This window comes from Asanoa sp. NPDC049573 (assembly GCF_040676615.1).
GTDB lineage: Bacteria > Actinomycetota > Actinomycetes > Mycobacteriales > Micromonosporaceae > Asanoa.
In genome coordinates, this window is the sequence record NZ_JBFAPI010000006.1 from 362735 (window position 1) to 388433 (window position 25699).

Here is a 25699-nt window from a genome sequence, read left to right on the forward strand (position 1 = left end):
CCACACTGGCACCCGTGGACGACACGATCTGGAAGCTGGTGCCCGCGGCGCGGGGCTGGCTCGACGCCGCCAACGGGACCGACGACGCGGAACTGAGTTGCCGGATGCTGAAGGTGACCGAGGAGGCCGGCGAGGTGGCCAGCGCCTGGATCGGGCTGCGCGGGCAGAACCCGCGCAAGGGCGTCACGCACACCCGCGACGACGTCGCCGCCGAACTCGCCGACGTGGTGATCACCGCGCTGGTCGCGATCGAGAGCCTGGGCCTGGACGCCCGGGCCACCCTGGAGGCCACGGCGGCCAAGGTGCACGCCCGGATCGGAAGCTAGAGCAGCCCGGCCTCGCGCATCAGGCGGGACAGGCCGGCGCCGTCGGGTGCCCACAGCCAGCGCTGCGCGCCGGTGTCCCGCGACCGCGGGCTGTTGTCGTGGATCGGCAGCGCGCCGGCCAGCACCGCCTGGGCCGGTGACAGGCGGCGGATCGCGACCGCGGCGACGTTGTCGGGGTAGGACCGGGCGAAGTCGGCGTAGATCTCCGGGTCGTGCTGCCCGTCGTCGCCGATCAGCAGCCACTTCACGGTCGGGAACTCGGCGGCGAGTCGGCGCAGCGTGGCCCGCTTGTGCTCCTGGCCGCTGCGGAACCAGCGGTCCTTCTGCGGGCCCCAGTCGGTGAGCAGCAGCGGGCCGGCGGGGTAGAGGTGCCGCGACAGGAACCGGGTCAGTGTCGGCGCGACGTTCCAGGCCCCGGTCGACAGGTAGAGCACCGGCGCGCCCGGGTGAGCGTTGACCAGGCGCTCGTAGAGGACGGCCATCCCGGGCACCGCGGCCCGGGCGTGCTCGTCGAGCACGAACGTGTTCCACGCGGCCAGCAGCGGCCGGGGCAGGGCGGTGACCATCACCGTGTCGTCGATGTCGGAGACGATGCCGAAGGTCACCGAGGGGTCGACGATCCGCACCGGCGCCTCGGCCGATTCGGCGCCGTCGACCCGGATCGTCACCGTCTGCCAACCCGGCGGCAGGTCGACGTCGACCCGGGCGTCGACGAACCCGCCGCGGTCGGTGCGCAGCAGTTGGCGCCGGTCGCCGGCGATGACCTCGACCTCGGCGTCGTTGACCGCGACGGTGCCGAAGCTGCGCCAGCCCCGCACGATCTTGGGTTTGGTGGTCGGCGGGGCACCGTCCGGCCCCGGTGGCGGCGTCTCGCCCTCACCCGGCCGGCTGAGCAGCACCCGGCCCATTACCCGCACCCAGCCCGGCCCGCCGTAGCCGGTGTAGGGCACGATGCCCGCCCGCCAGCCGCGCCGGCGCATCCGGCGTTCGATCACCCCGCGGACGGCGTCTTCGGCGCGGGCGGCCCGGTGCATTCGCGGGGGCGCGGAGGGCAGCGACACGCTCCCACCCTGCCATAACCCGTTCGCGGCGGCTCGACGGCGGTGGATCTTGCACATCTTCTAGATCATGACCGGAATTCCGGACAGGAGTAACCGGACACATCACGAGTAAAGGTTTTCACTCTGAACCAGTGATCGGGAACACAGGCGAGGGATAGTTGACGGATGGCGGGTCCGGCGCCGAAGCGGCCCGGCGGCAGAACGTGCCGGCGGTGGGACGCCGCACGGCCGTCAGAGCTTCGCGCGACCCTCTTCGAAGAACGCCGCGATCGCCGCCGCGTCGGGCAGGTCGCTGATCCCGCGGGCGGCGCCGAACGGCGCGTTCCAGAACTCGCCCTGTCGCGGTGTCCACGGGCCGACATAGGCGTAGGGCTCGTTGTGCCAGGTGTCGCCGGGGGAGACCCCGTAGTTGACCTCGTTCTCGGTGACCGAGACGTCGAAGTGTTCGGGCCACAGCACCGGCACCTGGTCGGGCAGCAACCGGCGCAGGGCCCCGTCGCCGGCGTTGAACCAGTCGGCGAGATAGCTCGCCTTCGCGGCGTCGACGACCAGCGCCTCGTCTTCGCGTACGCCCGAATGGTCGTCGTAGATGTCGGGGACGCCCGCCTCCACGTCGACCGCCGCCGCCAGCCCGGCCGGCGTGTTGCCCGGCAGCGCCAGCCGCTGCCCGCCGGCGATCAGCTCGGCACCCTCGACCCGCAGCTCAGGGGCCTTGATGGTGGCGAAGCCGCCCGGCACCACGCGCAGCCGGATAGTGCCGCTCGCCCGATATTGCGGTCCTGCCAACAGGATTTCCGCGACACCGTGCCAGGCACGGCGGGTCTCGGCGAGACGGTGTCCGGTCACCCGCCCAAGGCTACCGGCGACGCCGCGTCGCCCGGTCCGCAACGCAACAGAACGCCGCGCAGTCCAACCCGGAGGTGCTAATGCAAGTCCCTGCCCCGTTCACCTACGAACGGGCGACGAGTGTCGAGCACGCGATCGAACTGCTCGGCCAGCTGGGCCCCGAGGCCCGTGTCGTCGCCGGTGGACACAGCCTGATCCCGATGATGAAGCTCCGCCTCGCCCGCCCCGACGCGCTGGTCGACATCAACGCGCTGGGTGCCGAGCTCGGGCAGATCCGCGTCGACGGCACCGACCTGGTGATCGGCGCCCTGACCCGGCACGCCGACCTGCTCGGCTCGGCCGTCGCGGGCGAACATTTCCCGATCTTCCACGACGCCGAGCGGGTGATCGCCGACCCGGTGGTGCGCAACTTCGGCACTGTCGGCGGCTCGCTCTGCCAGGCCGACCCGGCCGAAGACCTGTCCGCGGTGTTCTCGGCGGTCGACGCCGTGGCGGTGGTGCGCGGGCCAGGCGGCGTCCGCCAGGTGCCCGTCCGCGCGCTGCACGTCGGTCCATATGAGACGGTGTTGGCGCCCGACGAGCTGATGCTCGAACTGCGGGTGCGGATCCGGCCCGGCGGCGGCAGCGCCTACGAGAAGGTCGAGCGGCGGGTCGGCGACTACGCGGTCGCGGCCGGCGGCGCCGCGCTCTGGCTCGACGGCGACACGGTGAGCGGTGCCGGCATCGGGCTGACCGCCGTTGGTGCCGCGCACTTCGCCGCGCCCGAGGCCGAGGCGGCGCTGGTCGGGCAGCCGGCCACCGAAGAGTCGTTCCGCGCGGCCGGCCGGATCGCCGCGGAGAACTGCGACCCGATCGCCGACCAGCGCGGTCCGGTCGACTACAAGCGGCACCTCGCCGCGGAGCTCACCACCCGGGCACTGCGCCGGGCGGCCGCCCGTGCGCGCGGTCAGGAGGCATAGAAAATGCAGGTCACGATCACCCTCAACGGCACACCGGAGACGCACGAGATCGAGTCGCGGCTGCTGCTCGTGCACTTCATCCGCGAGAAGGCCGGCCTGCGCGGCACCCACTGGGGCTGCGACACCTCCAACTGCGGCACGTGCGTCGTCTGGCTCGACGGCAAGCCGGTCAAGTCGTGCACGGTGTTCGCCGCGATGGCCGACGGGCACGAGGTGCGCACGGTGGAGGGGCTGGAGCAGGGCGGGCAGCTCGACCCGGTGCAGCAGGGCTTCATGGAGTGCCACGGCCTGCAGTGCGGCTTCTGCACGCCGGGCATGTTGATGACGGCCCGGGCGCTGCTCGACGCCAACCCCGACCCGACCGAGCACGAGATCCGGGAGGCGATCTCCGGGCAGCTCTGCCGGTGCACCGGCTACGAGAACATCGTCCGCTCGGTCCGCTGGGCTGCCGAGAAAGAGGCGTCCGGCCCGGTCACCGAATCGGAAAAGCCCGTGGAGGCGACGGCATGACCACCGTGGAGGAACGCCCGCACACCGGCTTCGGCCGCACGCTGCGCAAGGAAGACGTCCGGCTGGTCCGGGGCAAGGGCAACTACGTCGACGACGTGCGCCTGCCCGGCATGTTGCACGGTGCCCTGCTGCGCAGCCCGTACGCCCATGCCAAGATCCTTTCGATCGACACCTCGGCCGCCGAGAGCATGCCGGGCGTCAAGGCGGTCATCACCGGCGAGACGCTCAAGGGCCTGGGCCTGGCCTGGATGCCCACCCTGTCCTACGACGTGCAGGCCGTGCTGGCCACCGACAAGGTCCGTTACCAGGGCCAGGAGGTGGCGTTCGTGGTGGCCGAGGACCACTACGCGGCGCGCGACGCGGTCGAGCTGATCGAGGTCGACTACGAGCCGCTGCCGGCCGTCGTCGACGCGAAGAAGGCGATGGACGCGGACGCGCCGGTCATCCGCGACGACAAGGAAGACCAGACCGACAACCACATCTTCGACTGGGAGAGCGGCGACCGGGCGAAGACCGACGACGTGTTCGCCAACGCGGAAGTGGTCGTCGCGGAGGACATCCTCTACCCGCGGGTGCACCCGGCGCCGCTGGAGACCTGCGGCTCGGTCGCCGACATGGACCCGGTCACTGGCAAGCTGACGCTCTACACCACGAGCCAGGCACCACACGCTCACCGCACGGTGTACGCGCTGGTCGCGGGCCTGCCCGAGCACAAGATCCGGGTGATCGCGCCGGACATCGGCGGCGGCTTCGGCAACAAGGTCGGCATCTACCCGGGCTACGTGATGTCGATCGTCGGCTCGATCGTCACCGGCAAGCCGGTCAAGTGGGTCGAGGACCGGGCCGAGCACCTGATGAGCACCGCGTTCGCCCGCGACTACCACATGCGCGGCGAGATCGCGGCGACCAGAGACGGCAAGATCCTCGGCCTGCGGGTGAACGTGATCGCCGACCACGGCGCGTTCAACGCGACCGCGCAACCGACGAAGTTCCCGGCCGGCTTCTTCCACGTCTTCACCGGCTCCTACGACCTGCGGGCGGCGCACTGCACGGTGACCGGCGTCTACACCAACAAGGCGCCCGGTGGCGTGGCCTACGCCTGCTCGTTCCGCATCACCGAGGCCGTCTACCTGGTCGAGCGGATGGTCGACGTGCTCGCCTACGAGCTCAAGGCCGACCCGGCCGAGTTGCGGATGAAGAACCTGCTGCGGCCCGAGCAGTTCCCCTACACCACCCAGACCGGCTGGGAGTACGACTCCGGCGACTATCCGAAGGCCCTCCAGCTGGCCATGGACATGGCCGGTTACGACGCGCTGCGCACGGAACAGGCCGAGAAGCGCGAGCGGGGCGAGCTGATGGGGATCGGCGTCGCGTTCTTCACCGAGGCGGTCGGCGCGGGCCCGCGCAAGCACATGGACATCCTCGGGCTGGGCATGGCCGACGGAGCCGAACTGCGCATCCACCCGACCGGCAAGGCGGTCCTGCGGATCTCGGTGAAGACCCAGGGCCAGGGCCACGAGACGACGTTCGCGCAGATCGTCGGCAACGAGTTGGGGCTGCCCACGGCCGACATCGAGGTGGTGCACGGCGACACCGACCAGACGCCGTTCGGCCTCGGCACCTACGGGTCCCGGTCGACACCGGTCTCCGGCGCCGCGACCGCGCTGGTGGCCCGCAAGATCCGCGACAAGGCGAAGATCATCGCCGCGGCCATGCTCGAGGTGTCGCCCGACGACCTCGACTGGGCCGGCGACCGGTTCCACGTCAAGGGCGACCCTGAGCAGGCCAAGACGATCCAGGAGATCGCCATGGCCGCGCACTCCAGCCTGGAGCTGCCGGAGGGCGTCGAGGGCCACCTCGACGCGACGACCGTCTACAACCCGCCCAACCTGACCTACCCGTTCGGCGCCTACATCTGCGTCGTCGACGTCGACCCGGGCACCGGCGGGGTCAAGGTGCGGCGGTTCATCGCGGTCGACGACTGCGGCGTGCGGATCAACCCGATGATCGTCGAGGGCCAGGTGCACGGCGGCCTCGCCGACGGGGTCGGCATGGCGCTGATGCAGGTGATCGCGTTCGACGAGGAGGGCAACCACCTCGGAGCGTCCTTCATGGACTATCTGCTGCCTACGTCGCTGGAATGCCCGTCGTGGGAGCTGGGCGAGACGGTCACCCCGTCGCCGCACCACCCGATCGGCGCCAAGGGCGTCGGCGAGTCCGCGACGGTCGGCTCGCCGTGCGCGGTGGTCAACGCGGTGCTCGACGCGATCAAACCCTTCGGGGTGCGGCACGCCGACATGCCGCTGACGCCGGCCGCGGTCTGGGGTGCCATGCAGGGCCGGCCGATCCGGACGGACCTCGCGATCCCGTGACCGCCACGACCGAGCAGAGGGCGAACGAGTTGCGCGTCGCGCGCAGCCCGTTCGTCCTCGCGGTCGTGGTCCGCGCCGAGCGGCCCACCTCCGCGAAGCCCGGCGACCGGGCGATCATCCGCGACGACGGCACGATCGAGGGCTTCGTCGGCGGTTCGTGCGCCGATACGACGGTGCGGATCCAGGCCCTGCGGCAACTCGCGGCCGGTGAGTCGACGCTGCTGCGGATCACACCGGGCGGCGACGCGACCCGGCCGCCCGGGTTCGTCTCCGACACGCCGGGGCTGGTGGTGGCCGACAACACCTGCCTGTCCGGCGGCACCATCGACGTGTTCCTGGAGGTGGTCATGCCCTCGCCGCTGGTGCAGGTCTACGGCGACACACCGATCGCCCGGGCCCTGGTCGCGGTCGGCGGCGCGGCCGGCTACGAGGTCCGGCTCGCGGCCACGCCCGGCGCCGTCCCGGCCGACGCGCTGGCCGTGGTGGTGGCCTCGCACGGGCACGACGAGATCGGCGTGCTGACCGACGCGGTCGCCGCCGGGGTGCCTTATGTGGCGCTGGTCGCCTCGCCGAAGCGGGGCGCCGCGGTGCTCGCCGAGGCGGGCGTGCCGGCCGGGCGGGTCAAGACGCCGGCCGGGCTCGACCTCGGCGCCCGAACGCCGGGCGACGTCGCCGTCTCCATCCTTGCCGAGGTGGTCGCCTCCCGTGCGACGGCGACGGCGACGGTGACGGCATCGGCCGGGCTCGCGTCGCCGCCGCCGCGCGCCCCGCAGCCCGTGTCGATAGGTGCCCCTTCCGCTGCGCAAAGCGTTGACAACGGGCCCGTGGTCGCGCGGGACCCGGTGTGTGGGATGGAGGTGCTGGTGGAGCCCGGCGCGCTGTCGCTGGAACACGCCGGTCGCACCTGGTATTTCTGCGCCGCCGGCTGCCGCAAGGCGTTCGCCGCCGACCCCGCGCGGTGGGGCGGATGAGCGGCGACCTGCCGGCAGACGTGGGCGGGCTGGCGGCAGCGCTCGACCGCACCGGCTATCTCGCCGACGAGCCGCTGGCCACCGCCCTGTTCCTGGCCACCCGGATGCCGGCGCCGATCCTGCTCGAGGGCGAGCCCGGCGTCGGCAAGACCGAGGCGGCCAAGGCGCTCGCGGCCGCGCTCGACACGCCGCTGGTGCGGCTGCAGTGCTACGAGGGCCTGACCGTCTCGGAGGCGCTCTACGAGTGGAACTATCCCCGGCAGTTGCTGGCGATCCGGCTCGCCGAGGCCTCCGGCGCGACGGTCGCCTCGGCCGACCTGTTCACGCCGGAGTTCCTGCTGGCCCGCCCGCTGCTGGCGGCGCTGGAGCACATCGGGCCGCGGCCGGCCGTGCTGCTGCTCGACGAGGTCGACCGGGCCGACGACGAGTTCGAGGCGTTCCTGCTGGAGTTGCTCGCGGAGAACACCGTGACGATCCCGGAGCTGGGCACCCGGCGTGCGGTGCTGCCGCCGATCGTGGTGCTCACCTCCAACCGCACCCGCGACCTGCACGACGCGCTCAAGCGGCGCTGCCTCTACCACTGGATCCCCTACCCGGCGGCCGACCGGGTGGCGGCGATCGTCCGCCGCCGGGTGCCCGGCATCGGCGACCCGCTGGCCGACCAGGTGTCGGCCGCGGTGCACCGGCTGCGCGGGCTGGAGCTCTACAAGCCGCCCGGGGTCGCCGAGGCGGTCGACTGGGCGACCGCGCTGCGGGTCCTCGGCATCGCGACATTGACGCCCGCCACAGCCGCACAGACGCTCGCCGCCGTGGTCAAATACGACGAAGACCTGGCGACGGTACGCGGAAGCGGGCTCTTCGATGACTGAACCGTCCACCGCCGACCTCGCCGCCGTGGTGGCCCGGTTCGGCGCGGTGCTGCACGACTCCGGCGTGGCGGTCGGCCCCGACCGCGGCGAGCGGTTCGCCCGGGCGGTGCTGCTCACCCGGCCGGCGACCACCCGCGCGCTCTACTGGTGCGCGGCGGTCACGCTGCTCGCCGACCCGGCCGACCGGCCCGCCTTCGACCGCGCGTTCGATCTCGTCTTCGGCGGTCTCGTCGACGACGCCTCGGCCCGCAATGCCTCCCTGCCGGAGCCGGGCAGTGCCGGTGTGCCGCCCCGGCCGGGGCGCGCCGAGGGCGGTCAGCCGGGCGTCGGCGACCAGCCGTCCGGTTCGCCTCCTTCGTCGCCCGGGGCGCGTAGCCCGTATCCCCTCGTCGCGAGCGCGACCGAACGACTCGGCGGGCGCGACTTCGCGAAGCTCTCGCCCGACGAGCTCGCGCAGCTCGCCGTCGCCATGCGGCGGCTGCGGCTGTCCAGCCCGCCGCGGCGCACCCGGCGCACCCGGGTCGGGCACCGCGGCCCGGCGCTCGACCTGCGCGCGACGCTGCGGGCCGCCCGGCGCACCGGGGGTCACCCGGTGCGGCTGCGCCGGCGCCGCCCCCGGGTCAAGCCGCGGCGGCTGGTCGTCCTCTGCGACATCTCCGGTTCGATGGCGCCCTACGCCCGGGCGCTGCTCCAGCTCCTCTACTGCGCGGCCGCCACCGGGCCGCGGGCCGAGGTTTTCACCTTCGCCACCCGGCTGACCCGGCTCACCCGGGTGCTCGAGCGGGTGCCGCCCGCGGTGGCGCTCGAGCGCGCCGGCCGGGCGGCCCCGGACTGGTCCGGCGGCACCAGGATCGGCGCGGCACTGCGCACCTTCCTCGACGAGCACGGCGCCCGGGGGATGGCCCGCGGCGCCGTGGTGCTGATCCTCAGCGACGGGTGGGACACCGGTCCGCCGGAGATGCTGGGGCAGCAGATGGCGCGCCTGTCGCGCCTGGCCCACCGGGTGGTCTGGGCCAATCCGCGCACGCAGAGCCCGGCCTTCCGGCCGCTGACCGGCGGCATGGCCGCCGCCTGGCCCTACTGTGACGCGGTGGTGAGCGCACACCGGCTGACCGCGCTCGACGACCTGCTGGCGGCGCTGGCCGATGCCGGGGCCCGGCGACCGCGGCCCAGGGTGGCCGCCGCGCCGCCGACCGACCATAGTGATAACTGGGGGCGATGACCGTGCGTGACGTGCTCGCCGACCTGTCGCGCTGGTGGCGCGAGGGTCGCCCGGTCGGGATGGCCACCGTGGTGGGCACCTGGAAGAGCGCACCACGGCCGCCCGGCGCCACCATGCTGGTCGGCCCCGACCAGACCGCCGTGGGCAGCGTCTCCGGCGGCTGCGTGGAGGCGGCCGTCTACGAGCTCGGCCTCGAGGCGATCGAGGGCGGCGAGCCGCGGCTGGTCCGCTACGGCGTCAGCGACGACGACGCGTTCTCGGTCGGGCTGACCTGCGGCGGCATCATCGACATCTTCGTCGAGCGGGTCGACCCCGGGTCGTTCCCGCAACTGGGCGACGTCGCGTCGGCCATCGCGGCGCAATCGCCGGTGGCGGTGGCCACGGTGATCAGCGATCCCGCGGGGCGGGTCGGCCGCCGGGTGGTCGTCTGGCCGGACCGCGTCGACGGGTCCCTCGGCTCGGCGCACTTCGACGAGGCGCTCACCGAAGACGTGCGCGGGATGCTGGCCTCGGGCCTGACCGGGCCGCTGCACTACGGCACCGACGGCGAGCGGCTCGGCGACGAGGTCACCGTTTTCGTCGCCTCCTATGCGCCGCCGCCGCGGATGCTGGTCTTCGGCGCGATCGACTTCGCCGCCGCGCTCGCCCGGCAGGGCAGCTTCCTCGGTTACCGGGTGACGGTCTGCGACGCCCGCCCGGTGTTCGCGACCAGCCGCCGGTTCCCGGGCGTCGAGGTGGTCGTCGACTGGCCGCACCGCTATCTCAACGCCGAGATCGCCGCCGGCCGGGTCGACGGTCGCACGGTCGTCTGCGTGCTGACCCACGACCCCAAGTTCGACGTGCCCGTGCTGCAGGTGGCGCTGGAGCGCGAGTTCGCCTACGTCGGCGCGATGGGGTCGCGGCGCACCCACGACGACCGGGTGGCCGGGCTGCTCGCCGCCGGTGTGCCCGAGGCCCAGCTCAAGAAGCTGCACTCGCCGATCGGGCTGGCGCTCGGCGCGCGTACCCCGGAGGAGACGGCGGTGAGCATCACCGCCGAGATCATCGCCGACCGCTGGGGTGGCGGCGGGCAGAAGTTGTCCACTCTGGACGGAAGTATCCACGAGAACCTCGACCGACGCTGACTGGGAGATCCTCGCAATGGAGCTGGAACACGAGTTCACCGTCGCGGCACCCGTCGACCGCGCCTGGGACGTGCTGCTCGACCTCGACACGGTCGTGCCCTGCATGCCCGGCGCCGCGCTGACCGGGCAGGACGGTGACACCTTCGACGGCACCGTCAAGGTCAAGCTCGGCCCGGTCTCGATGACGTTCGCCGGCAAGGGCACGTTCGTCGAGCGCGACGAGGCCAGCCGGACCGTCGTGGTCGAGGCGTCCGGGCGCGACTCCCGCGGCGGCGGCACCGCCAAGGCGACGGTCCGGGCCACGCTGAGCCCGTCGGCCGACCCGACCGCCACCGACGTGCACGTGCACACCGACCTGGCCGTCACGGGCCGGATCGCCCAGTTCGGCCGCGGCATGATCGCCGACGTCAGCGGCCGGCTGCTGACCCAGTTCACCGACTGCCTGCAGGGCAAGCTGGCCGGTGGCGCATCGGTCGCGGCCCAACAGACCGCGACCTCGGCCGGGGCGGCGGCGTCCGGCGGTGGGGCGTCGGCGGCGGGTGCCGCCGCGGCCGGGACGCCGGCCGGCTCACCCTCGTCCGGTGGACGGCCCGGCGGTGAGCCGAACGGGCGGGCCAGCGACGCCCGGCCGGAGGCGTTCCACGGCCTCCGGCCGGCGGAGCGGGCGTTCCCGGGCCAGGTCGAGTCGGAGGAACGGGAGGCCTTCGCCGAGCAGCGGCAGTCGTTCACCGAGGTCGACGTCGAGCCGGTCGACCTGCTCGCGGTCACCGGCCTGGGCCCGGCGGCCCGGCGCGCGCTGCCCTTCGCCCTGGTCCTCGTCGCCGGCATCGTGATCGGCACGATCCTCCGGCGCCGCCGGCACTAGATCTGGTTGCGGCCGCCGTCGACGAACAGTTCGATGCCGGTGATGAAGCTGCTCTGGTCGGAGGCGAGGAAGAGCACGGCGCTGGCCACCTCGTCCGGCCGCCCGATCCGGCCCATCGGGATCGTGCTGGCCAGGTAGGACTTGAGCTGGTCGGCCTGCTCCTGGTCGGGGGCCAGGCCGTCGATGCCGGGCGTGTCGATCGTGCCGGGGCTGACCGCGTTGACCCGGATCGAGCGGCCCTTGAGCTCGGCGGCCCAGGTGCGGGCGAAGGAGCGCACGGCCGCCTTGGAAGCGGCGTAGACACCGAACGCCTCGTTGCCGAGCGTTCCGGCGTTCGACGACTGCAGGATGACCGACGCGCCGTCGTTGAGCAGGGGCAGCGCCTTCTGCACGGTGAACAGCATCCCCTTGGTGTTGTTGCCGAACGTCTCGTCGAAGTGCTTCTCGGTGACCTGCTCCAGGGTCGAGAACTCGCCGCCGCCGGCGTTGGCGTAGAGCACGTCGACGCGCCGGTTGTCGGCGGCCACGGTGGCGTAGAGCCGGTCGAGGTCGGCCAGGTCGGCGACGTCGCCGCGGACGCCGGTCGCGTGGTGGCCGATCTTGGCCACGGCGGCGTCGAGCGCGTCCTGGCGCCGGCCGGTGACATAGACGTGCGCGCCCTCGGCCGCGAAGCGTTCCGCGGCGGCCAGGCCGATGCCGCTGGTGCCGCCGGTCACGATGGCCGTCTTGCCGTCAAGCTGTCCCATGGTGGGTACTCCCGAATCTAGTTTTTTAGTGCTCGATAAAAAACTACGTCGGCCGGGAGCCGGGCGTCAAGGGGATGTGACGGGCGCCGCCGGTCAGGCGGGAGTCGGCGCCGGCGCGGGCCAGACCGTCATGGCCGTGTCGACGATCTGGTGCAGTTGCTCCCGGGTCGCGCCGCCCGCGGCCTGGACCGCGATGCCCTGGTATATGGTGGTGAAGTAGCGGGCGAGACCCTCGGGATCGGCGCCGGCCGGGAGATCGCCGGTGTCGCGGGCCCGCTCCAGCCGGGCCCGCAGGGCCGCCTCGCCGGCGGCCCGCCGGGCGGTCAACTCCTCGCGGGCGCTCGTGGCGCCGGGCGAGTAGGCCAGCGCGCCCTGCACCGTGATGCAGCCGCGCGGGTGGTCGGGATCCGTCGTCGCGTCGGCGGCGCCGTGCAGCAGGGCCTCCACCGCCGCCCGGGCCGTCGGCTGGTCGAACGCCTCGCGGATGTAGCGGGCCGGGCCGTCGGCGTAACGGTCGAGCACCTTGCTGAACAGCTGTTCCTTGTTGCCGAAGGCGTTGTAGAGGCTGGGTGCGTTGTTGATGCCCATGGCCTTGGTGAGGTCGGAGATGCCGGTGCCCTCGTAGCCCTGCCGCCAGAACACCTCGAGTGCCCGGTCGAGTGCCGCCTCGCTGTCAAAGGCGCGCGGCCGTCCCCCTGCCATGATCGCCTCCTCCGCCGGAATTTATAGCTATTGCTAAAATACACCGGTTCCGGCGATCGGCGAGCCTGGTCAGGCTGTCGTCAGGCTCTTGTCGTGGGCACCGCGCAGCACGGCGGCAGCGAGTTCCGGCAGCTGGTTCGGCGGCACCAGCCTGGCCAGCCGGTCCGGGCTGCTGGGCAGGTGCACCGCCTTGGCCGCGGCGGTGACCCGCTCGTCCAGGTACGGGCGGACGTCCGGCCAGATCGCCTGCACCTCGCGCAGGTAGATGTCGGCGCCGGTCGGCCCGATGCCCGGGAACTCGATCAGCGACGCGCGCAGCGCCTCCTGGTCCCCGTACGCCGCGCCGTGCATCCGCCGCAGGTCGCCGCCCCAGCGGTCGAGCAGGAGCTGGGCGCCGGCCGCCAGCTGTGCCACCGCCGGGCCGCCGTAGCGGATGTAGTGGCCCCTGGCCAGGGCGTGCCAGCGGGTGTGCTCGTCGGAGTCGACCATGGCCCGGGGCGAGGTGAGACCGGCCTCGAACAGCTCGCGTGCGGCCGCCACGGCGACGTCCGCGGAGATGCGGGTGCTCAGCAGCTTGACCAGCACCAGCAGCTGGTAGAGCGGCTGGGGCCGGTCGGCGAGGCGGATGCCGGCCTGGCGCGCGTAGGTCTCTCCGTAGCGGTCGAGCAGCAGGTCGACCCGGTCCTTGTCGGTCATGCGTCCCGGGTTTCCGCCGGGCGCCGATCTAACCGGGCGGTGCCGGCCTGGTTCGGCCGGCACCGCCCGGGTCGGATCAGGGTCCGATCAGCTCGCGGTGCAGGAGCGGATCTGCGGTCGAGCGCTGGAGTTGCCGTTCATCATCGTGGTGAAGCCGAACGTGTTGCCGCTGCCGTTGGAGCGCATCGTCATCACGTATCCGCTGCTGTCCCAGCTCGGCGACCCGCTCCAGGTGGCGGAGATCCGCTGCGGCGAGGTGATGGCGACGACCACCGACCAGTTGCTGGCGCCGTTGACGGTCACCGAGGTGTTGTAGCGGTCGCCCCAGACGGTGCCGGGCGTGACGGACGCGGTGCAACTGCCGGAGGGCGGCGGCGTGGTCGGGTTGCCCGTGCTCGGCGGGGTGGTCGGGTTGCCGGGGTCGCTGCCGTTGTTGAGCGCGGTGAGGACAGCGTTGTAGGCGGCCTTCTTGTTGCCGCTGCCGTCGAACAGCAGCGGGCTCTCGCTGGAGCGCCACGAGTCGGAGTCGCGGATGCCCCAGACGGTGATCACTCTGCAGCGGGAAACGGCCAGGCAGTCGTTCACCACGTTGCTGTAGGCCGACGTCGGCGCGTTGCGGATGTCGAGTTCGGTGATGTGCACGTCGACGCCGAGGGCGGCGAAGCTGGACAGCGTGGTGCGATAGTTGCTCGGATAGTTGGAGCCGCCGGTGAAGTGCGACTGCAGGCCCACACAGTCGATCGGCACGCCGCGGCTCTTGAAGTCCTGCACCATCCGGTAGACGGCCTGCGTCTTGGCGTCGTTCCAGTTGTCGATGTTGTAGTCGTTGTAGCACAGCAGCGCGTTCGGGTCGGCCGCGTCGGCGGCGCGGAAGGCCGCCTCGATCCAGTCGTTGCCGGTGCGCTGCAGGTTGGAGTCGCGGCGGGCGCCGGACGAGCCGTCCGCGTAGGCCTCGTTGACCACGTCCCACCAGGTGACCTGGCCGCGGAAGTGGGTCGCCACCTGGGTCACGTGGTTGAGGATCGCCTGGCGCAGCGCGCTGCCCGACATGTTCTGCATCCAGCCCGGCTGCTGCGAGTGCCAGGCCAGCGTGTGGCCGCGCACCTTCATGCCGCGCGACGTGGCGTACTGCACGATCCGGTCCGCGTTGCCGTAGGAGAACTGGCCCTGCTGTGGCTCGGTCGCGTCGATCTTCATCTCGTTCTCGGGCGTGACCTGGTTGAACTCGCGGTTCAGGATGGTCGTGTAGGCCGAGTCGTTGAGCCTGCTGGCCGCTACGGCGGTACCGAAGTAGCGACCGCCGCGCTCGGCCGCCGACGCACCGAGGGTGGTCGCGGCGCTGGCGTTGCTCGCGAAGACCAAGGTGCCGGCGGCGGCCAGCAGGCCGACGGTCGAGACGACGACGGCGGTGCGTAGTCGCATCTGGGTGTCCCCTTCTGCCGGGTCCGGAGGGACGGACCGCATCGATGTGAGTGGATCGAAGTATTGCGATGGTGTTTCGGGAGCGTCAATGAGTTTCGGAAACTTCCGGGAATGTGTTCCGGAACGATGAGTTTCCGGCCCCGGCGCGGTAGATATCTCGACCGCTTCACCGAGGAGGAAGATTCAGATGATGGACGCCGGGATCAAAGACCTGTTCGACCGCGTGTACGCCGCCTGGGGCGACGCCGACGCCTTCGCCGCGCTCTACCGCGAGGACGCCACCGTCGTCATGCCCGGCGTGTTCCGGCAGGGCCGCGAGGCCATCCGCACGTCGATGGGCGCGGCCTGGGCCGGACCGCTGAAGGGTTCCCGCGGTGTCGACGAACCGCAGGACGTCAGGATCATCGGCGACACCGCGGTGGTGGTCAGCCGGGCCGGGATCCTGCACGCCGGCCACACCGAACTCGCGCCCGGCGCCGAGGTGCTGGCGACCTGGGTGCTCACCCGCGAGGCCGGGGACTGGGCGGTGGCCGCCTACACCAACACACCGGCGGCGGCGTGAGCGCACCCGTCGACACCGACGCCGACGTCGAGGCGTTCCGCTCCGAGTTGCTGGTGCACTGCTACCGGATGCTCGGGTCGGTCGACGACGCCGAAGACGTGGTGCAGGAGACGATGCTGCGGGCCTGGCGCGCCCGGGAGTCCTACGACCCCGGGCGCGCCGCGCTGCGCACCTGGCTCTACAAGATCGCCACCAACGCCTGCCTGACCGCGCTGCGCGGCCGGGCCCGCCGGCCGTTGCCCTCGGGCCTCGGCGCGCCCAGCGACGACCCCGCGGCGCCGCTGACCCCGGCGTTCGACATCCCGTGGTTGCAGCCGCTGCCGGACGCCCGGCTCGACGACCCGGCCGGTCGGGTGGTCCGCCGCGGCAGCCTGCGGCTCGCGCTGGTGGCCGCGCTCCAACTGCTGCCGGCCAAGCAGCGGGCGGTGCTGGTGCTGCGGGAGGTGCTCGAGTTCTCCGCCCGCGAGGTGGCCGACCTGCTCGACACGTCGGTGCCGGCCGTCAACAGCGCGCTGCAGCGGGCCCGGTCGGCACTGTCCGATGTGGAGGAGATCGAGGTCGCCGAGCCCGACGACCGCACGGTCCGGGCGGCGGTCGACCGCTACGTGCGGGCGTTCGAGGTCGCCGACGTCGACGGCCTCGTCCGGCTGCTCACCGCCGACGCCGTGCTGGAGATGCCGCCGGTGCCCCTCTGGTATCGCGGTGCCGACGCGTACGCCGCCTTCATGCACCGGGTCTATGCCATGAACGGCGAGTTCTGGCGCGTGGTCCGGCTGGACGCCAACACCCAACCGGCGTTCGCGGCCTACGTCCGCGAGGGAGACGGTTTCGCGCTGCACACCTTGCAGATCCTGACCGTCACGGCGACGGGCCGCATCGCCCGCAACGTGGTCTACCGCGACCCGACCGTCTTCGCCGACTTCGCGCTGCCGCCGGCCCTGCCCGCCGGCGGCTGACCGCGGGCTCGCGATTCGAGTAACCGGCTACGGGATCGGCGAAGGTCCGCCGGTTCCCATCCGCCGGCCCCGCCCGGGGAACCCGAGGACCAGGCCCCGCCGGTCGAGGAACCGCTCGGTCAGCCGCGGGCGAGGCGGCGTTCGCCCGAGGAGCCCTGCACGTAGTCGAGGTCGTAGTGTGCGAACAGCGACGGTTCGTCGCTCGCCGCGAGTTCGCCACCGTCCGGGATGGACGGCGCGTTCTTCACCTGGTCGCGGAAGGCGGTGACCTTCACGTAGCCCGGACCGACGTTGGCGCCGGCCAGCGGGACGAAGACCGCGCGGTGACGCGTCGGCATGCCGATCGTGACGGCGGCGAAGGTGGGCTCATCGGTGGCGGTGTCGACGTAGACCGATTCGAGGCTCCCGATCTTGTTGCCTTCCGGGTCGACGACCGATTCGCCCTGCCACTCACGGATATCCACGGAATCGAACATGCTGGCCCCCTTATTGGGATTGAGGAAGGGAAAGACTGGCGGCCGGCGTCGCTAAGTCGTGCCGGGGGCCGGGTCGATGCCGCGGTTCGCGCGGGCCGCCGCCGACTCGGATGCCGGCTGGTCCGCGGCGCCGGACTCGCCGATCGCGGGTGCTGGGCCGGCGGTGCCGGTGTCGTCCGGCGGGGCGCCGGTCGGCTGGGGCGCGTGGGCCTGGATCAGGAAGAAGATCAGGATCGCGCCGGCCACGAAGATCCCGGCCGAGACCAGGAAGGCGACCTTGTAGCCCGCGACCGGTGCCTCGACGGCCGCCGCCGCGCCGGTGTGTGTCGCCGCGTAGGTGCTGGTCACGCTCACCGCGATGGTGCTCAGCAAGGCCGTGCCGATCGAGCCGCCGACCTGCTGCATCGTGTTGACCAGGGCGGAGGCGACACCCGCGTCGTCGCGGCTGACCCGTTCGGTCGCCGTGTTGATCGCTGGCGCGAAGATCAGGCCGAAGCCGAAGCCGAGCAGGGGGAGCGAGGGGAAGATGTGCACCCAGTAGTTGGAGGTGGAGTCGATGAAGTAGAGGTAGGTCATGCCCACCGCGGCCATCAGCATGCCGATGGTGATCAACGTTCGGGCGCCCAGGATCGGCATCAGCTTGACGTTCGCCAGCGTCGAGCCGACCAGCACGAAGGCGATCATGGGTAGGAACGCCACCCCGGTCAGCACCGGGCTGTAGCCCTTGGTCAGCTGCAGGTAGAAGGTCAGGAACAGGAAGACGCCGAAGATCGCGATCGCGGCCAGGCCGACCGCCAGGTAGGCGCCGCCGCGGCTGCGGTCCAGGATGATGCGCAGCGGCAGCAGGGGGTGTTTGATCCGGCGTTCGATCAGCACGAACACCGACAGCAGGAGACCCGCGACCACCAGGCTGACGATCGTCAGCAGGTCACCCCAGCCGTCGGAGGCCGCGCGGGCGAAGCCGTACACGATCAGGAACAGACCCACCGCGGCGCAGAAGGTGCCCCACCAGTCGATCCTGGGCGTGCTGGCCGGGCGCTGGTTGCGCAGGTAGTACTGGCCGCCGACCCAGGCGATGCCCGCGAAGACCAGGTTGACGAAGAAGCACCAGCGCCACGAGGCGTACTCGGTCAGCACCCCGCCGAGCAGCAGTCCGACCGCGCCCCCACCGCCGGCGACGGCGCCGTACACACCGAACGCCCGTCCTCTTTCGGCTGGTTTCTGGAAGCTGTTCGCGATGGTCGACAGCGCCGCCGGCGCCAGCAGCGCACCGAACGCGCCCTGGAAGGCCCGCGACACCACCAGCACCATGAAGTCGGTGGAGGCACCGCCGGCGGCCGACGCCGCGGCGAAGCCGATCAGCCCGATGATGAACATCCGCTTGCGCCCGAACAGGTCGCCGAGGCGGCCCCCGAGCAGGAGCAACGATCCGAAGGCCAGCGCGTACGCGGTGACCACCCACTGCCGGTCGCTGTCGGCGAAGCCGAGCGCGTCCTGCGCGGCGGGGAGGGCGATATTGACGATGGTGGCGTCGAGCACGACCATGAGCTGTGCGATCGAGACGACGACCAGGATGGTCCAGCGGTGTTTGCTCTCGAACTCGCGATCGGCGTCGTATCGCCGCGCCGCAGCGGATTCTGTCGTCATATGACTTCCTCGGCCTATATGACCGGAAAAATCCTTCTTTTGTGGTAGCCAACCTCCACCGTATGACGTGATCCGACCACAGCCAGCGACAACGCCCACTTCATCGTGTGTCCTGGCTCTCTGTCCCGGCCCGGGTTTAGCGCTCTGGCGGCGGGGCAAATCCCCTCGCCACATCGACGAACACCCCCCGGAGGCGAGGCACCAATGGGCAAGTTGGTCTACAAGCCGGTGGGCATCCTGCTCGGCGTCGCGGCCGGCGGCATCGCCGGCCTGGTGTTCAAGCAGGTGTGGAAGCAGGTCGCCGGCGACTCCGACGCGCCGAACGCCACCGACGAGGAGCGCGGCTGGGGCGAGGTGCTCGCTGCCGCGGCGCTCCAGGGCGCCATCTTCGCCCTGGTCAAGGCCGCGGTCGACCGCGGCGGCGCGGCGGGCGTCAAGCGGCTGACCGGCCGCTGGCCGACGTAACGGTTGGGGTCTGAGTTCCCGGGCTCAGGCCCCGCGTCGCGACCAGTCCGTACGATGGTGGGCGCTATGTCGACGCTTGCGCCCGGCCTACGCCTGCACGACCGCTTCCTGCTGGTCGCGCGGATCGGTGTGGGCGGGATGGCTGAGGTCTGGCGGGCCGACGACACCGTCCTGGGCCGTCCCGTCGCCGTCAAGGTGCTCGACCCGTCGGTCGGCAGCGACACCACGATCCGGATCGCCACCCATCGCGAGGCGCGCGCCGCCGCCGGTCTGACCCACCCCAACATCACCCGGGTGTACGACTACGGCGAGGCCGCCCTGCCCCGCGGCCGGCTGGCGCCCTACCTGGTGATGGAGCTGGTCGAGGGCAACGACCTGGCCGAGCGGCTGACCGCCGGCCCGCTGTCCTGGCCCGACGCGGCGTCGATCGCGGCCCAGGTGGCCGCCGGGCTGGCCGCCGCGCACGCGGCCGGCGTGGTGCACTGCGACATCAAGCCGGGCAACGTGATGCTGACGGCGACCGGCGTCAAGATCCTCGACTTCGGCATCGCCGGGCTGGCCGGGGTCAGCTCCGACGACAAGGTCCGCTACGGCACCCTCGGCTACCTCGCGCCCGAGCGCCTGGCCGGCGCCGAGCCGACGGCGGCCGGCGACGTCTACAGCGTCGGCGTGCTGCTCGCCGAGGCGCTGGTGGGCCGGCGGCCCGAGTCCAGCCGCGGCGTGGCCAGCTTCCCGGTGCTGCCGGGCGTGCCGGCGGCACTGACCCGCATCGGCACCGCGTGCCTGGCCGCCGACCCCTCGCTCCGGCCGTCGGCCGCGGAGTTGGCCGGGGCGCTGACCGGCCTGGCCACCGCGCCGGCGTCCGGCCGCGCGGTGGTCGCCGCGCCGACGACCGCGCTCAGCCGCCTCGACCATCCCGATCAAGGCGCCATCGTGGGTGCCGGTGCCGGTGCCGGTGCCGGTGCCGGTGCCGGTGCCTGGGCCGCCGGGCCCCGCGGGCCGATGCGCGCCGTGGCCATCGGCGCGCTCGCCGCGGTGATCGTGGTGGTCGCGATCGTGCTGGCGATCGTGGCCAGCCCGTCCGGCGGCACCACGCCCGGCGGCGGGGGAGTGGCACAGGCGGGCGCCAGCCCACAGCCACCGGTCGGGGGCGACGTCGAGGCCGCGCCGACGACCGACCCGCCCACGCCGACCGCCCCGGCCGACCGCGACGAGGTGCTCGACCAGTTCGAGGCGGCGCTCGCCCAGGCGGTCGACGACGGCAAGGTCGACGAGAAGGCCGCCAAGCGGATCGAGGATCGCCTCGACGACCTCCGCGAGGCCGTCTCCCGCGGTCGCGACGCCGCCGACAAGGCCCGCGACCTCCGCGGCGAGGTGCTCCGCGACCGCAACAAGGAGCACGTCGACGAACTGGTCCGGCGTCAGTTGCTGCGGCTCCTGATCCCGTTCAACAGCGACGGCGACGACGACGAGGGTTGAGCCTCAGAGCAGCCCGGCCTTGCGCAGCGCGTCGGCCATGGCGCTGTTGACCGGCGCCGCCGGCCGGCCGCCGCCCTGGCGCCCGCCGCCCTGACCGCCGCCGCCACCGCCTTGCCGGCCGCCCTGGCCGCCGCCACCGCCTTGCCGGCCGCCTTGGCCACCGCTACCGCCTTGCCGGCCACCGCCGCCCTGAGCGCCGGCGCCGCCTCGGCCGCTACCGCCTTGCCCGCCGCCACCGCCCTGCCGGCCGGCGCCGCCCTGAGCGCCAGCGCCGCCTTGGCCGGCGCTACCGCCTTGGCCGCCGCTACCGCCTTGGCCGCCGCTACCGCCTTGGCCGGCGCCAGCGCCCTGCCGGCCGCCGCCCTGAGCGCCGCGCCGGCCGCCGCCGTCACGGCCGCTGGCTCCGCTGCCGCCCTGACGCGGCCGGCCCTGCTGGCGGTCGCCGCCGCCCTCGCGGCCCGCGCCCCGGTTGCCACCGCCACCGCCGCCGCCGCGCGGCGTCCCCGCGGGACTCTCCTCGTCGAGCCGCAGCGTCAGCGAGATCCGCTTGCGCGGCACGTCGACGTCGAGCACCCTGACCTTCACCACGTCGCCGGGCTTGACCACCTCGCGCGGGTCCTTGACGAACGTCTTCGACATCGCCGAGACGTGCACGAGGCCGTCCTGGTGCACGCCGACGTCGACGAACGCGCCGAACGCGGCCACGTTGGTCACCACGCCCTCGAGCACCATGCCGGCGACCAGGTCGCCGATCTTCTCGACGCCCTCGGCGAACGTCGCGGTCTTGAACGCCGGTCGCGGGTCGCGCCCTGGCTTCTCCAACTCGCGCAGGATGTCGGTGACGGTCGGGACGCCGAACACCGCGTCGGCGAAGTCGCCGGGCCGCAGGCCCCGCAGCAGCGTGCCGTTGCCGATCAGCGCCGGCAGGTCGGTGCCGACCGACGCCAGGATCCGCCGGACCACCGGGTAGGCCTCCGGGTGCACCGACGACGCGTCGAGCGGGTCGTCGCCGCCGGCGATCCGCAGGAAGCCCGCGCACTGCTCGAACGCCTTCGGGCCGAGCCGCGGCACCTCCTTGAGGGCTGTGCGGTCGCGGAACGGGCCGTTGGCCTCGCGGTGCGCGACGATGTTGGCCGCCAGCGACTCGCCGATGCCCGACACCCGCGACAGCAGCGGCGCCGACGCCAGGTTGACGTCGACCCCGACGCCGTTGACGCAGTCTTCGACCACCGCGTCGAGCGAGCGTGACAGCTTGGCCTCGGAGATGTCGTGCTGGTACTGGCCGACCCCGATCGACTTCGGATCGATCTTCACGAGCTCGGCCAGCGGGTCCTGGAGGCGGCGGGCGATCGACACCGCACCGCGCAGCGAGACGTCCATGCCGGGCAGTTCCGAGGCGGCGTACGCCGATGCCGAATAGACCGAGGCACCCGCCTCGGAGACCATCACCTTGGTCAGGTTGAGCGAAGGGTTCTTCGCGATCAGGTCGGCGGCCAGCTTGTCGGTCTCCCGCGACGCGGTGCCGTTGCCGATCGCGATCAGGTCGACGCTGTGCTCCTGCGCCAGCTTGGCCAGGGAAGCGAGGGCCGCGTCCCACTTGTTGGCCGGCACGTGCGGGTAGATCGTGTCGGTCGCCAGCACCTTGCCGGTCGGGTCGACCACCGCCACCTTCACGCCGGTGCGGAACCCCGGGTCGAGGCCCATCGTGGCGCGGGTGCCGGCGGGCGCGGCCAGCAGCAGGTCGCGCAGGTTGGCCGCGAACACCCGCACGGCCTCGTCTTCCGCCGCCTGGAACAACCGCATCCGCAGGGACATGTCCAGGTGTACGACGATCCGGGTGCGCCAGGCCCAGCGGACCGTGTCGAGCAGCCAGCGGTCGGCCGGCCGGCCCTGGTCGGCGATGCCGAAGTGGCTGGCGATCCGCTGCTCGTAGAGCACCGGCCCGGTGGCCAGCGTGCCGGCCGCGACGGCGTCGGCCTCGGCGGCGTCGGGCTCCAGGATGAGGTCGAGCACCTCCTCCTTCTCGCCGCGGAACAGCGCGAGGATCCGGTGTGACGGCAGCGAGGTCAGTGGCTCGGCGAAGTCGAAGTAGTCGCTGAACTTCGCGCCCGCCTCCTCCTTGCCGGGCTTGACCTTGCCGCGCATCCGGCCGCGCTCCCAGACCTGCTCGCGCAGCGTGCCGATCAGGTCCGCGTCCTCCGCGAACCGCTCGACCAGGATCGACCGGGCACCGTCGAGCGCGGCGGCCGGGTCGGCGACGCCCTTGTCAGCGTCGACGAAGGCCGCGGCCTCGGCCTGCGGGTCGCGCGTCGGGTCGGCGAAGAGCAGATCGGCCAGCGGCTCCAGGCCGGCCTCGCGGGCGATCTGGGCCTTGGTCCGGCGCTTGGGCTTGAACGGCAGGTAGATGTCTTCCAGCCGGGCCTTCGAGTCGGCGGCGCGGATCTGCGCCTCGAGGTCGGCGTCGAGCTTGCCCTGTGACCGGATCGAATCGACGATCGCGTCGCGCCGCTCGTCGAGCTCGCGCAGATAGCGCAACCGTTCTTCGAGGGTGCGCAGCTGGGTGTCGTCGAGCCCGCCGGTGGCCTCCTTGCGGTAGCGGGCCACGAACGGCACCGTGGCGCCGCCGTCGAGCAATTCGACTGCGGAGCTGACCTGGGATTCGCGGACGCCCAACTCGTCGGCGATCCGCGCGGAGACGGACGGAGCTGCTGCCTGGATCTGGTCGGTCACGTCCGGCATTCTGCCGGACCGGTTCGTTTCACGTGGCCAGTGGGTAGAAGCCACACCGAGGGAGGTACGTGATGCTGGCCGAGCGACTACGCGATGTCGCGCCCGACGCCCTGGTCGAGGTCGTCGACCACCACGTCCGTTCCGAGCTGGGTGGGCTGCGCGCCGACGTGCTGCTGGCCGACTACCGGATCGCCGGCCTGTGGCCGGTGTTGCGCCCCGACGACCCGACCCAGGGCCTGCTGGCCGAGCAGACCTTCGCCGCGCGCTGCTTCGCCCGCCAGGAGCCGATGGTCGAGGACGTGCCCGAGACGCCGGGCGTACGCCAGTATGTCCCGCTCACGGTCTGGGGTGAGCGCCTCGGCATCCTGGTCGCCGACTTTCCGGCGCGGCCCGACGACGCCACGGTGCGGCACTGTCGCGCGATCGCCGACGACCTGGCGGTCGCGTTGCGGGCGGCCGACCGTGACACCGACCGCTACCGCTTGGCCCGGCGCCGCCAGCGCCTCTCGATGGCCGCCGAGATGCAGTGGGACCTGCTGCCCGGGCGGTGTGTGACCGATCATGGCTACGTGCTGGCCGGCCAGTTGGAGCCGGCCTACCGCACCTCCGGCGACAACTTCGACTGGGCGGTCAACCGCGGCCGGTTGACCGTGACGGTGGTCAACGGCAACGGCACCGGGCTCGCCGCCTCGGCGTTGACCTCGCTCGCGGTCAACGCGATGCGCAACGCCCGCCGGTCCGGCGGCACGCTCGTCGAACAGGCCGAACTCGCGTCGGACACGCTGTTCGCGGCCCATCGCGGCACGCGGCCGATCGAGGCGCTGTTGCTGGAGTACGACGCCGGCAGCGGCCACGTGAAGGCGGTCGACGCCGGCTCGCCGCGGGCCTGGCGGGTCCGGGACGGCGCGGTCGCTCCGGTCGTGCTGGAGGAGCAACTGCCGTTGGGCATGTTCGAGGAGAACCGCTATGGCGTGCAGACCTTCGAACTGTCCGTCGGCGACCGGCTGTTCGTGGTCAGCGACGGCGTCCACTGCGCGGCGCCCGGCGGCCGCGAGTCCTATGGCCAGCGGCACCTGGCCGCCGCCTTCCGGTCGGCCCGGCTCTCCCCGCCCGCCCAGGCGATCGGCGCGGTGATGCGGGCATTGCACGACTATCACGGCGACATCGAGCTCGAAGACGACGCGGTGATCGTCTGCCTGGACCGCACCCATCCCGTCGACGGGACCGCGGGCGTTGTGGATCAGACCACTCCGGAGCGCATGGTCGAGGCGGCGCCAGGGTAAGTCAGCGTCTTGTCAACGGAGGCGCGACGGAATGGACCGCGCGGCGAACCTGGCCAGTTCCATCGAGGCGGCCTCTGAGGCGCTGGTCAGCGTCCTGGAGGCGGCGCGCACGCGTCAGGAGTCGCCGGTCTCGCCGACCCAGGTCCGGGTTTTATCGATCATCAACGTGCGGCCGGACACCAACGTCAACCGGCTCGCCGAGATCCTTGACGTGGTGCCCTCGTCGGCCAGCCGGCTCTGCGACCGGCTGGAGGCGGTCGGTTTGCTGCGCCGGGCGGCCGACGAGCGCGACCGGCGCGAGGTGCGCCTCGTGCTGACCGCCGCCGGCGCGACGGTGCTGCGCGAACTGCGCGAACGCCGCGCCCAAGCGGTGCAGGCGGTGCTCGACCGGATGCCGCACCGGGCCCAGCACGACCTGCTGGTCGCCCTGCTGGCATTCGGCCACGCGGCGGCACAGATCCAGGCCGAGTCGACCGAGCCGCGGACCGCCTAGCGACGCACGGCCCGCGCCGCGGTGGCGAGGATCAGGTCGATCTGCGCGGCGGCACCGGCGTGGCCCGCGTCTGCGGCCAGCAGGATCAGGGCTTTCCAGAGCGCCCAGCCGCGGCCGCGTTGCCAGGTGGCGTCGTCGGTGCGCAGGGCGGTGCGGAAGGCGCTCCGGGACGCGGCGTCCAGGAAGGTCCAGGCGATCACCAGGTCGCAGGCCGGGTCGCCGACGCCGGACGTGCCGAAGTCGATGACTCCCGCGAGCCGGCCGTCGCGGACCAGCAGGTTGCCGTTGGCGACGTCGCCGTGGAACCAGACCGGCTCGCCGTGCCACTCGGCGGCCAGCGCGGCCTCCCACTCGCCGGTGGCCGCCGCGGCGTCCACCTGCCCGTCAAGGGCCGCGATCGCCCGCCGGGTCTCGTCGTCGTAGTGGTGCAGCCCGGCGCCCCGCCAGAAGCTGTGCTCGCCGGCTGCGGGTTCGCCGCCGGTGTCGACGGCCTGCAGCGCGGCCAGAAAACGGGCGAGGTCGACCGCGAACGCGGTCAGGTCGGTGATCGTCTCCCGGCTGGCGGTGTCACCGTCGAGCCAGCGGTTGACCGACCACGGCCACGGATAGCCGGCGCCGGGCCGGCCCTGGGCGAGCGGGACGGGAATCGGTTGCGGCAGGTGCGGCGCGAGCACCGGCAGCCAGCGCTGCTCCTTGGCCACGCTCGCCACATAGCCCTCGGCGCTGGGCAGTCGCACCGACATCGCGTCGCCGAGGTGGAAGGTCCGGTTGTCGTTGCCGCCGACCGCGACCGGCCGCACCGGCAGGTCGGCCCACTGCGGGAACTGCTCGGCGACCAGGGTGCGGACGAGATCGGCGTCAATGATCATCGCGACGATATTCGGCCAGACGGCCCGGCGTGGCAACCGGTTTACCGC

Annotated in this window: 25 protein-coding genes; 15 read left to right on the forward strand and 10 right to left on the reverse strand. The window is 72.6% G+C overall.

The window, feature by feature from the left end; all coding sequences use genetic code 11:
• The first annotated feature begins 14 nt into the window (after nt 1-14).
• A complete protein-coding gene (locus tag AB0J74_RS17140) occupies nt 15-326 on the forward strand; it encodes a MazG-like family protein (RefSeq protein WP_363448761.1) in 312 nt (103 codons plus the stop codon).
• Here the strand turns inward: AB0J74_RS17140 and AB0J74_RS17145 are convergent.
• Both AB0J74_RS17145 and AB0J74_RS17150 read right to left on the reverse strand, forming a co-directional pair.
• A complete protein-coding gene (locus AB0J74_RS17145) occupies nt 323-1360 on the reverse strand; it encodes a phosphatase domain-containing protein (RefSeq protein WP_363448937.1) in 1038 nt (345 codons plus the stop codon). The two genes, AB0J74_RS17140 and AB0J74_RS17145, sit on opposite strands and share 4 nt — an antisense overlap.
• A 258-nt stretch (nt 1361-1618) precedes the next feature.
• On the reverse strand, nt 1619-2233 hold the full coding sequence (locus AB0J74_RS17150) for a hypothetical protein (RefSeq protein WP_363448763.1): 615 nt from the start codon (nt 2231-2233) through the stop codon (nt 1619-1621).
• An 80-nt stretch (nt 2234-2313) separates the two neighbouring features.
• On the opposite strand from AB0J74_RS17150, the gene AB0J74_RS17155 reads away from it, so the two are divergent.
• Genes AB0J74_RS17155 through AB0J74_RS17190 form a run of 8 tightly spaced genes read left to right on the forward strand, consistent with a single transcriptional unit; the run spans nt 2314 to nt 11125 of the window.
• Nucleotides 2314-3192: a xanthine dehydrogenase family protein subunit M gene (locus AB0J74_RS17155; protein WP_363448765.1), complete on the forward strand. Its 879-nt coding sequence runs from the start codon at nt 2314-2316 to the stop codon at nt 3190-3192.
• A 3-nt stretch (nt 3193-3195) separates the two neighbouring features.
• Nucleotides 3196-3702, forward strand: a complete 507-nt coding sequence (locus tag AB0J74_RS17160; RefSeq protein WP_363448767.1) for a (2Fe-2S)-binding protein — start codon at nt 3196-3198, stop codon at nt 3700-3702.
• The gene (locus tag AB0J74_RS17165; protein ID WP_363448769.1) at nt 3699-6074 is read left to right on the forward strand and encodes an aerobic carbon-monoxide dehydrogenase large subunit; all 2376 of its coding nucleotides are present in this window, start codon (nt 3699-3701) and stop codon (nt 6072-6074) included. The genes AB0J74_RS17160 and AB0J74_RS17165 overlap by 4 nt, the downstream gene beginning before the upstream one ends.
• Entirely contained in the window at nt 6071-7045 is a 975-nt protein-coding gene (locus AB0J74_RS17170; protein WP_363448771.1) for an XdhC family protein, read from the forward strand. Before AB0J74_RS17165 ends, AB0J74_RS17170 begins: the two co-directional genes overlap by 4 nt.
• A complete protein-coding gene (locus AB0J74_RS17175) occupies nt 7042-7914 on the forward strand; it encodes a MoxR family ATPase (RefSeq protein ID WP_363448773.1) in 873 nt (290 codons plus the stop codon). Before AB0J74_RS17170 ends, AB0J74_RS17175 begins: the two co-directional genes overlap by 4 nt.
• Nucleotides 7907-9136 carry a VWA domain-containing protein gene (locus tag AB0J74_RS17180; RefSeq protein WP_363448775.1) on the forward strand — a complete coding sequence of 410 codons (1230 nt, stop codon included), beginning with the start codon at nt 7907-7909 and terminating at the stop codon, nt 9134-9136. The genes AB0J74_RS17175 and AB0J74_RS17180 overlap by 8 nt, the downstream gene beginning before the upstream one ends.
• Nucleotides 9133-10260, forward strand: coding sequence for an XdhC family protein (locus tag AB0J74_RS17185; RefSeq protein WP_363448777.1), 1128 nt, complete (start codon nt 9133-9135; stop codon nt 10258-10260). Before AB0J74_RS17180 ends, AB0J74_RS17185 begins: the two co-directional genes overlap by 4 nt.
• A 16-nt stretch (nt 10261-10276) precedes the next feature.
• Entirely contained in the window at nt 10277-11125 is an 849-nt protein-coding gene (locus AB0J74_RS17190) for an SRPBCC family protein (RefSeq protein WP_363448779.1), read from the forward strand.
• On the opposite strand, the gene AB0J74_RS17195 is transcribed toward AB0J74_RS17190, so the two are convergent.
• The 4 genes from AB0J74_RS17195 to AB0J74_RS17210 all read right to left on the reverse strand — a co-directional run bounded on the left by AB0J74_RS17195 (nt 11122) and on the right by AB0J74_RS17210 (nt 14691).
• On the reverse strand, nt 11122-11871 hold the full coding sequence (locus tag AB0J74_RS17195; protein ID WP_363448781.1) for a glucose 1-dehydrogenase: 750 nt from the start codon (nt 11869-11871) through the stop codon (nt 11122-11124). The genes AB0J74_RS17190 and AB0J74_RS17195 overlap by 4 nt on opposite strands.
• A 93-nt stretch (nt 11872-11964) precedes the next feature.
• Complete coding sequence (locus AB0J74_RS17200) at nt 11965-12573, reverse strand: TetR/AcrR family transcriptional regulator (protein ID WP_363448783.1); 609 nt, start codon at nt 12571-12573, stop codon at nt 11965-11967.
• Nucleotides 12574-12642: 69 nt separating this feature from the next.
• The gene (locus AB0J74_RS17205; RefSeq protein WP_363448785.1) at nt 12643-13269 is read right to left on the reverse strand and encodes a hypothetical protein; all 627 of its coding nucleotides are present in this window, start codon (nt 13267-13269) and stop codon (nt 12643-12645) included.
• Nucleotides 13270-13356: 87 nt separating this feature from the next.
• Nucleotides 13357-14691 carry an endo-1,4-beta-xylanase gene (locus AB0J74_RS17210; RefSeq protein ID WP_363448787.1) on the reverse strand — a complete coding sequence of 445 codons (1335 nt, stop codon included), beginning with the start codon at nt 14689-14691 and terminating at the stop codon, nt 13357-13359.
• A 187-nt stretch (nt 14692-14878) separates the two neighbouring features.
• Between AB0J74_RS17210 and AB0J74_RS17215 the strand changes: the two genes are divergently transcribed.
• Together AB0J74_RS17215 and AB0J74_RS17220 are read left to right on the forward strand one after the other, a co-directional pair.
• The gene (locus AB0J74_RS17215) at nt 14879-15253 is read left to right on the forward strand and encodes an SgcJ/EcaC family oxidoreductase (RefSeq protein WP_363448790.1); all 375 of its coding nucleotides are present in this window, start codon (nt 14879-14881) and stop codon (nt 15251-15253) included.
• Nucleotides 15250-16209, forward strand: a complete 960-nt coding sequence (locus AB0J74_RS17220; RefSeq protein WP_363448792.1) for an RNA polymerase subunit sigma-70 — start codon at nt 15250-15252, stop codon at nt 16207-16209. The genes AB0J74_RS17215 and AB0J74_RS17220 overlap by 4 nt, the downstream gene beginning before the upstream one ends.
• Nucleotides 16210-16328: 119 nt before the next feature.
• On the opposite strand, the gene AB0J74_RS17225 is transcribed toward AB0J74_RS17220, so the two are convergent.
• Nucleotides 16329-16685, reverse strand: a complete 357-nt coding sequence (locus tag AB0J74_RS17225; protein ID WP_363448794.1) for a PRC-barrel domain-containing protein — start codon at nt 16683-16685, stop codon at nt 16329-16331.
• Nucleotides 16686-16736: 51 nt separating this feature from the next.
• A complete protein-coding gene (locus AB0J74_RS17230) occupies nt 16737-18332 on the reverse strand; it encodes an MFS transporter (RefSeq protein WP_363448796.1) in 1596 nt (531 codons plus the stop codon).
• Nucleotides 18333-18536: 204 nt separating this feature from the next.
• On the opposite strand from AB0J74_RS17230, the gene AB0J74_RS17235 reads away from it, so the two are divergent.
• Nucleotides 18537-18797: a DUF4235 domain-containing protein gene (locus AB0J74_RS17235; RefSeq protein ID WP_363448798.1), complete on the forward strand. Its 261-nt coding sequence runs from the start codon at nt 18537-18539 to the stop codon at nt 18795-18797.
• Nucleotides 18798-18863: 66 nt separating this feature from the next.
• Nucleotides 18864-20276, forward strand: coding sequence for a serine/threonine-protein kinase (locus AB0J74_RS17240; RefSeq protein WP_363448800.1), 1413 nt, complete (start codon nt 18864-18866; stop codon nt 20274-20276).
• Nucleotides 20277-20279: 3 nt separating this feature from the next.
• Here AB0J74_RS17240 and AB0J74_RS17245 read toward each other — a convergent pair whose 3' ends face one another.
• Nucleotides 20280-23006: a Tex family protein gene (locus AB0J74_RS17245; protein WP_363448802.1), complete on the reverse strand. Its 2727-nt coding sequence runs from the start codon at nt 23004-23006 to the stop codon at nt 20280-20282.
• Nucleotides 23007-23077: 71 nt separating this feature from the next.
• On the opposite strand from AB0J74_RS17245, the gene AB0J74_RS17250 reads away from it, so the two are divergent.
• Together AB0J74_RS17250 and AB0J74_RS17255 are read left to right on the forward strand one after the other, a co-directional pair.
• Complete coding sequence (locus AB0J74_RS17250) at nt 23078-24289, forward strand: PP2C family protein-serine/threonine phosphatase (RefSeq protein ID WP_363448804.1); 1212 nt, start codon at nt 23078-23080, stop codon at nt 24287-24289.
• 31 nt (nt 24290-24320) lie between these two features.
• Nucleotides 24321-24782, forward strand: a complete 462-nt coding sequence (locus AB0J74_RS17255; RefSeq protein ID WP_363448806.1) for a MarR family transcriptional regulator — start codon at nt 24321-24323, stop codon at nt 24780-24782.
• Here the strand turns inward: AB0J74_RS17255 and AB0J74_RS17260 are convergent.
• Nucleotides 24779-25651 carry an aminoglycoside phosphotransferase family protein gene (locus AB0J74_RS17260; protein WP_363448808.1) on the reverse strand — a complete coding sequence of 291 codons (873 nt, stop codon included), beginning with the start codon at nt 25649-25651 and terminating at the stop codon, nt 24779-24781. The genes AB0J74_RS17255 and AB0J74_RS17260 overlap by 4 nt on opposite strands.
• Nucleotides 25652-25699: the final 48 nt, after the last annotated feature.